Source organism: Microcoleus sp. K4-B3 (assembly GCF_036704615.1).
In the GTDB taxonomy this organism is placed as follows: Bacteria; Cyanobacteriota; Cyanobacteriia; order Cyanobacteriales; family Microcoleaceae; genus Microcoleus.
In genome coordinates this window covers 1-7,777 of record NZ_JAUBSF010000150.1, presented here as the reverse complement: position 1 = coordinate 7,777, position 7,777 = coordinate 1, and the positions used below count along the sequence as shown (strand labels likewise).

General features: G+C 47.1%; 5 protein-coding genes. 4 read left to right on the top strand and 1 reads right to left on the bottom strand.

All coding sequences use genetic code 11. The features are described 5' to 3' along the window. Positions 1 to 205: 205 nt before the first annotated feature. Positions 206 to 1,951: an alpha/beta hydrolase gene (locus tag QUA78_RS30970; RefSeq protein ID WP_333306912.1), complete on the bottom strand. Its 1,746-nt coding sequence runs from the start codon at positions 1,949 to 1,951 to the stop codon at positions 206 to 208. Between the two features lie 286 nt (positions 1,952 to 2,237). Between QUA78_RS30970 and QUA78_RS30965 the strand changes: the two genes are divergently transcribed. The 4 genes from QUA78_RS30965 (at position 2,238) to QUA78_RS30950 (ending at position 7,454) form a co-directional block, all read left to right on the top strand. Continuing rightward, positions 2,238 to 3,218, top strand: coding sequence for an Npun_R2479 family HD domain-containing metalloprotein (locus tag QUA78_RS30965; RefSeq protein WP_172188266.1), 981 nt, complete (start codon positions 2,238 to 2,240; stop codon positions 3,216 to 3,218). Between the two features lie 136 nt (positions 3,219 to 3,354). Next, positions 3,355 to 4,419, top strand: coding sequence for a vWA domain-containing protein (locus QUA78_RS30960; protein ID WP_333306913.1), 1,065 nt, complete (start codon positions 3,355 to 3,357; stop codon positions 4,417 to 4,419). 114 nt (positions 4,420 to 4,533) lie between these two features. Then, positions 4,534 to 6,684, top strand: coding sequence for an NAD-dependent DNA ligase LigA (gene ligA, locus QUA78_RS30955; protein WP_333399209.1), 2,151 nt, complete (start codon positions 4,534 to 4,536; stop codon positions 6,682 to 6,684). Positions 6,685 to 7,040: 356 nt separating this feature from the next. Then, a complete protein-coding gene (locus tag QUA78_RS30950; RefSeq protein ID WP_333307251.1) occupies positions 7,041 to 7,454 on the top strand; it encodes a hypothetical protein in 414 nt (137 codons plus the stop codon). Positions 7,455 to 7,777: the final 323 nt, after the last annotated feature.

Here is a 7,777-nt window from a genome sequence, read left to right as displayed (position 1 = left end):
TGTTGTCATGGTTTTATGATTGCTGTATTTGGTTGTCAATGTTCGGATGATGTTTCTATTATTAACGGTTTTGTTAACCTTTGTAAAGGGCTTGAGCGACAGTTTAACTGATAGAAGTCATCAGGAAAGCTGATGAAAACAGAGACAGGGGCGATCGCCCCCGCGCGAAAAGATATGCCAGCGTGCTCTTCGGCGCACCTCAACCCTAACGAACGGGAGCGATGGGAGGTGGAGAAGGTAGAGAAACAGGAGCGAGGGCAGGTGGAGAGACTGGCCTGCGAGGAGGTGTAACACTGCTGAACTGCTGGAGTTGCTGCGGGGTTAGCGATCGCAAAATTCTCAGTCCGAGAGTGTCTCGGGAGATGGTTAAAGCGTAGGAGGGCTCCAAATACGGGCGGAAATTTGATTGGTTGTTCAAATAGCTTTCCATGAAAGCTAGGCTGAGTCCGCTGAGGTAGCGGCGGGCTAAAACTGGTTCCGGCCCGATGACCTCTGGTGGTGGCAGAAAGAGGCTTTGAGGGGAATCCTCGATCGTTGAGAAGTGAGTCCCGTTGTTCATCAGTACCAGATATTTGTTGGGCGATGTCAGCCAAGTGAACGGTTGAATTTGTTCCAGCAAAGCGGGGGCGACGGTATCCGCGCTGCCTGCGATTACCATGACTGGGATTTGGATTTTGCTGAGGTTTGTTTCTCCGAAAATGCTGCTGACGATCGGGTTGACGGCGATCGCAGCTTTGATGCGCGGGTCGCTGAAATTGTACTGGTTGCGCTCTAGGCTGCGGGCGCGGCACTGCAACAGCAGGGAGAGGTTCCAAGTCTCGTTTTCGAGCTGGCAGTCTTTGTCTAGCTGTGCAAAATTAATCCCCGCCCCGGCTAATGCTAAAGCCGTATAGCCCCCGAAAGACTGGCCGATGACGCCGACTCGCTGCAAGTCGAGCTGCCCTTGGTAGGCATGATCGGTTGTAGAAAGTTTGGTTAAATAATCGAGCAGGTCTTTGATGTCGAGGGGGCGGTTGACAAATTCTGCTGGTTCTGCTACTTGATTGGCTCTTCCTGTTACTAAGTCTTGGATTTGTTGGGCGTTGCTGCCGGGGTGTTCGGGGACGGCGACGGCAAAGCCATAGGAGGCTAGATGTTTGGCTAAATACTCGAAGGAAAGGCGATCGGAACCTACACCGTGGGAAATTACTACGACTGGGGCCGGTTGCGGGCTGCCCTGCGGCAGGTAAATGTCCATATCAAAGGTGCGAGCGCGATTGGGACTCGTCACAGTTACCGATGATTTGTTCCAAGTATAGGGGCCCGGTAGCTGGGGCTGTAGCATTTCGGCGGGCGGTATGGCAGGTCCTGAGGCTGCTTGTGCTTCCGATAACCGGGCGACTCCGGCGATCGCCTGATTGGAACGGTTGATCAGCGATGTCAGCTCGTTCCCGATACCCAAGCCGCGGGCGAGGTCAATCCTGATGCCGTAAGTGGGGAATTTCCGCAGCACGTTGAGAATTGTCAGACCTTCTGAATCTGAGGCTGCTAAAATCAGGGCGGCTCGGATGGCATAAAATCCGGGCTGCCGAGCTTTGGTTTGAATTACTCGGCCCAAGCGTTTCAGCAGCACTTCTCCTTGAGGCGTGTAGAGGAATTGGGCGATCGTCACGTTGCTGATTTCAGCTTTCGCTTGCAGGGCGCTGCGAATCTCCGCTAGCTGTGCTTTTTTGACGTACTGAGCGAAGCCGTCCAAGTTCGAGTCTATTTTGCCTTCTTTGGCGAAGAGTGCCAGGGATTCGATGGGAACTGATTCTTCTAGGGGCCCGTAAGTTACGTAAATTCGTTCTGCTCCCCAAGCTGGTGCGGCGGTGCAGACAGCCGTGAATGCAAACCATCCTAGGTATCTTGGGGCGATCGACCGCCGAGTGCGAAGGGCAGCAGTGGAGAGACTCGGAAACAGACAGTTCATAAGTTTCAAACCTAGGACTTCTAATAATTAGTCGGTGAAACGATGTAAATTGTTTCGCCAATATTTAATGCCGGAAAATCACTCTGTTGCTTCGGATGCTTCGGAAATTAGGTTATCGTGGGAAGCATAGCCAAAAGAGAAATTTTCTAACCTGACAAGACTAGCTGAAATTTAAAATTCAACGCCGAGGGGTCAAACCTGCTGGAATGCCGATTGATTATTTTTTCAGCTATGCAAGATATTTTCGATCTAGTTTGTAAATACAGCCTGAGTGAGAGAATTTATTATGTTCAATGCAACTGCTATCCTGATTGACGCTTTTGTTCAAGAGCTGCAGGCCGGCTACCGTCGCACCTACGGCAAGTACAAGCCTGACTACCCTGAAATTATCGCCTGGGCAGGGACTATGGCTCTGGAAAATATCGCTAACTGCGATGCTCTATACCACAATGTGGAACACACAATGCTCGTGGCTTTGGTGGGACAAGAGATTCTCCGCGGCAAACATATTCGCGAAGGGGGAGTGTCGCCGGAAGATTGGCTGCACTACCTGATCTCGCTGCTGTGCCACGATATCGGCTACGTGAAAGGTGTTTGCCGCCAAGACCAAGAAGCTGTGGGACTCTACGCTACGGGTATTGACGGGGGCATGGTTTCTGTGCCAATAGGTGCCACTTCTGCCAGTTTAACTCCTTATCATGTCGATCGAGGAAAACTCGTAATTGACGAACGCTTCGGCGGCCACACATTAATTGATGCCGAACAAATCAAGCGCAATATTGAATTGACGCGCTTCCCAGTTCCTGCTAGCGAAACTCATCAAGACAGAAACAATTACTCTGGACTCGCTAGGGCCGCCGATTTGATCGGTCAGTTGAGCGATCCCAATTACCTGCGAAAAATAAGTGCTCTGTTCTACGAATTTGAGGAAGTCGGCACTAATAAAATCTTGGGATACAAGTCTCCGGGAGATTTGCGGCAAAATTACGCCAAGTTTTATTGGAATGGTGTTTTTCCATACATTCCAGCAGCTTTGAACTACTTGGAATTGACCCAGGGAGGCAAACAGATTATTGCCAACCTCTACGCCAACGTATTTCAGGTAGAACACGCTGAACCGCTCGCTTTCACCAAGCCGAACGCTCAAGAATTTATCAAATCCCGCGCTAATGGCAATTTGAACAGCGAAAAAGATGGTGAGAATCTTCAAGCTGCCATGTCCGGGGAAAACAAGAAATTTACCGAGTTTCCCGACTTGAATTTGTGATGATTTAACCAGCCTTATGCTGAAGTAAATCAAGCGAGCCAGAATTAGGATATTTTTTTAAACCTAATTGCTGACTCGTCTTTTTTGGAGCTATAATATAGATAAGAAATCGGTGTTTGTTAAGGAGAGTTAGGTCATGGCAACCAACAATATTGAAGTCGTTTTTAGCTTTGATACAACTGGCAGTATGTACCCTTGCTTGACGCAAGTTCGTCGGAAAATTAAAGAGACGGTAACGAGACTGCTCGATGAAATTCCTGGCATTCGCATTGGCATTATTGCTCACGGCGACTATTGCGACGCTGACAGCACTTACGTAACTAAACACCTCGATTTGTCAGGCGATGTCGGCACGATTTGCAATTTTGTTGAAAATGTAGAGCCAACTGGCGGTGGCGATGCTCCAGAATGTTATGAATTAGTGTTGCACGAAGCTCAGTCACTTTCTTGGACTCCAACTAATTCCAAAACATTGGTACTAATTGGCGACGACATCCCGCACGCACCCGCTCAAACTCCTCAAAAACTTAACTGGCGTCAGGAAGTAGATAAGTTAGCACAGATGGGAATTGCCGTTTACGGCATCCAAGCTCTCAACCGTCACCACGCCACTTTATTCTACAAAGAACTAGCCGAAAAGTCGGGCGGTTTTCACCTCAATCTTGACCAATTTTCATACATCACAGATTTCTTTTTAGCCGTTTGTTACCAACAGTCATCTAACGAACAACTACAAGCTTACGAACAAGAAGTTGTCAGTCAAGGTCGCATGAGTCGCGGATTGAACAAGATGTTTGATACCATGCTGAAGCGGGAAGGCGTTGCTGTTTACGAATCAGCAGAATTGCGAGCCGTAAAACCGGGGAGATTTCAGATTCTAGACGTTGACAGCGAGATTTCAATTAAAGCTTTTGTTCTGGAGAATGGTTTGACTTTTAAAACCGGGCGCGGGTTTTATGAATTTACTAAAACAGAAACTATCCAAGGTAAGAAAGAAATTGTGCTGATGGATCGTTCGACAGGGGATTTGTTTGAAGGAGAAGCGGCGCGAGAAATGTTGGGTTTGCCAATGGGCGAGACAGTTCGCATCAAACCGAGCAATCTAGAAAAGTATGCGGTTTTTGTGCAAAGTACCTCGGCAAATCGCAAGCTGATGGGGGGAACTCGTTTCCTTTATGAAGTTGAAGATTGGGATCGTTAATCGATATTAAATGTCCAAACTACAACCGCAGATCGATGCAGATCGGGGTAAAATCTCTATTCTCTGTGTTTGTGTTATGGTCTGCGGTTAAAAAATATACACTTTCCAATTAATATGCAACCCGAAATCCAGCAGCAAATTCAACAGTTGAGGCAGCAGCTACAGGAAGCTAGCTATGCTTATTATGTTCTCGATGCACCGATTATGCCAGATGAGGTGTACGATCGACTTTATCGCCAGTTGCAAGACTTAGAATCAGATTATCCTGAATTAATTACTGCCGAAAGCCCGACTCAGCGGGTGGGAGAACAGCCTGCTACTCAATTTTTTAGCGTCAAGCACAATATTCCTCTCTACAGTTTGGAAAATGCTTTTAATTTTGAGGAATTTGCTAAATGGCAGGAACGCTGGCAAAGGGTAGCACCCTCCCTAACCCCCGGTCAAGAAGGAAATGCACCCCCCCTAACCCCCCCTTATCAAGGGGGGGGACAAGAGGGAAATGCAACTGGGCTTAGCAATAAGAAAAACAGGGAAACTACTCCCCCCCTTGCTAAGGGGGGGTTGGGGGGGGTTTCCTACGTTTGCGAGTTAAAAATTGACGGTTCTGCTTTAGCGTTAACCTATGAAAATGGGGTTTTAGTTCGCGGTGCGACGCGCGGAGACGGCATTAGGGGAGAGGAAATTACTCAAAATGTCAAAACTATTCGTTCGATTCCTCTGAAGCTCAATTTAGATAATCCGCCTCCTTTTGTGGAAGTGCGGGGAGAAGCTTTTTTGTCTTTAGCTGTGTTTGAGGAAATTAATCGGGAACGGGAAAAAGCAGGGGAACAATTGTTTGCTAATCCTCGCAATGCTGCGGCGGGTACGCTGCGGCAGTTGGATTCTAAAATTGTGGATAAGCGCAGGTTGGATTTTTTTGCTTATACTCTGCATTTAGATGAGGGTAACGAGGAGAAGACGCAGTGGGATTCGTTGGAATTGTTGCGAAGAATGGGGTTTAAAGTGAATCCCAATCGCAAAATTTGCTATTCTTTGGATGAGGTTCGGGAGTATTACGAATATTGGGATACTGAGCGGCGGAATTTGCCTTACATGACGGATGGGGTTGTTGTTAAGATTAATTCGGTTTTGCTGCAACGACAATTGGGTTTTACTCAGAGGTTTCCGCGTTGGGCGATCGCACTGAAGTATCCCGCGGCCGAAGTCCCTACAATAGTAGAAGCTGTCACCGTACAAGTAGGGAGAACCGGGGCTCTGACTCCTGTAGCGGAACTGAAACCGGTGCAGTTGGCTGGAACCACGGTTTCGCGGGCTTCTCTCCACAATAGCGATCGACTTTCCGATCTGAACCTCCACATTGGCGATACTGTAATTGTCAGAAAAGCTGGGGAAATTATACCAGAAGTTGTGCGAGTTTTACCGGAACTTCGCCCCCAAAATGCTCAACTTTTCCAAATACCTAGTTGCTGTCCCGAATGCCGACAGCCTGTGGTTCGGGAAAAGGGGGAGGCCGTTACTCGCTGCATCAATACATCTTGTCCGGCGATTTTGAGGGGTTCGCTGATACATTTTTGCAGCCGGGATGCTCTGGATATTAACGGTGTTGGGGAAAAGTTGGTGCAGCAGATGGTTGATAGCAATCTGGTGCATTCTGCGGCGGATTTGTACGATTTGACTGCGGAAAGATTGATGAGTTTGGAACGGATGGGTAAGAAGTTAGCAGAAAAGTTGGTAAGTGCGATCGCCAATTCCAAAACTCAACCTTGGTCGCGGGTGTTGTATGCTTTAGGAATTCGCCACGTCGGCAGCGTGAATGCTCAATTGCTGACAGAAAGATTTACCAATGTGACAGATTTGGCCTCTGCATCAGCCGCAGCTATTGAAGGCGTTTACGGTATTGGGCCAGAAATTGCTCAATCTGTTTATCAGTGGTTTCAAGTGCCGGCAAATCAGAGTTTGATTGCACGGTTGAAAATTGCGGGCTTGCAATTGCAGTCAGAAGTGAAAAATCAAAATTTAGCCAGCACCAATTTACAACTTGCAGGCAAAACTTTTGTGCTGACGGGAACTTTGCCCACTTTGAAACGAGATGAAGCTAAAGATTTGATTCAAAAAGCAGGAGGTAAAGTCACAAGTTCTGTGAGTGCTAAAACAGATTATGTGGTGGTGGGAGAAGATGCGGGTTCTAAGTTGGAAAAGGCTCAATCTTTGGGGATAGAACTACTTTCGGAAGCTGAGTTATTAGAACTGCTATCGACACCATAAATAATTGGTGAAAGTCAATATATCTCTCTTTTCTTTTTCTGTGCGCCCTCTGCGCTCTCTGCGGTTCGCAAAAAAAGCTGATTCACTTGGGCCGTTTTCAAAGAAAATCCTTAACAATTCTATTACCGTCGGTGCAAAATAGCCGATCGCGAATTGCGCAATACGTCAAAAGGAATAGAAATCGCGTTAGCGAAGCCCTCGAAGAGGATCGCACTTCGTCAATCTACCTACTTCGCTAGCCCTGCCGCGGGGATCGGTTGTCGGTACAGGCTAGTTTTGCTAAAATTTGATAAAGTTTGCAATAGCGATCGCAATTGCCAGCTTAGCCAAATCCCAGCAATCATAGGAGATACATTATGTCGGAAATTCCAGCAGAACAAACACAAACAAACTTGCCAACTCCAGAAACAACTACCGAAAGCTCAATTTCTGGGGTGGAAAACTTGAAAAACAGTTTGGGAAACGTCCTAAATAATTGGAAGTTAAAAGCAGGATTAGCAGTTGCTGTACTGTTTGCAGTGTTGCTATTTGCTTTCTACTGGCAGCATATGATTGCAGTGGTAGGTATGAAGAGTTGGTCGGCGAGATCGGGAGCTAACCCGATCGAATGTATGGTAAGAGATACTAATAACGACGAGTATGTCAGTTGCAGCGCCCTCCTCGACCAGCAGATTGTCCCTCTTGAGTGCAGTTCGAGTTTGTTCAATATCGGCTGTCGAGTCAATTACGGAACTGCGGCCCCAAATCCGAGACAGACTAACCCTAGATAGAGCATCTCCGCGTTTCTGATAATTTTTGACTCGCTCTGACTGAAATACGGATACAATCCCCACAGGAGTCGCGGTGAGAAAAAAAGTTTGGACGTTAGTTCAAGCCCCCAGATTCATCTGTGGGGTTGTATTTAAAATCTAAAATTTAATTAATTGCCCGTAATAACCCATCATCAAACCTCTTCGTATTGAGGACTTTAGTCCTCATAAAACTCGCTCAGACTTTAGTCCTCACTACAACCTAGAATCATTGGTAACAAGTTAAGCTTGTATGGCAGTTGTCAAGGGGATTTGAGAAGATGTGTCAAAGAAAAATTGATGAT

Excerpts from the sequence above, each read along its gene's own strand:
- QUA78_RS30970 (WP_333306912.1), bottom strand. The coding sequence starts at position 1,951 with ATGAACTGTCTGTTTCCGAGTCTCTCCACTGCTGCCCTTCGCACTCGG.
- QUA78_RS30965 (WP_172188266.1), top strand. The coding sequence starts at position 2,238 with ATGTTCAATGCAACTGCTATCCTGATTGACGCTTTTGTTCAAGAGCTG.
- QUA78_RS30960 (WP_333306913.1), top strand. The coding sequence starts at position 3,355 with ATGGCAACCAACAATATTGAAGTCGTTTTTAGCTTTGATACAACTGGC.
- ligA (WP_333399209.1), top strand. The coding sequence starts at position 4,534 with ATGCAACCCGAAATCCAGCAGCAAATTCAACAGTTGAGGCAGCAGCTA.
- QUA78_RS30950 (WP_333307251.1), top strand. The coding sequence starts at position 7,041 with ATGTCGGAAATTCCAGCAGAACAAACACAAACAAACTTGCCAACTCCA.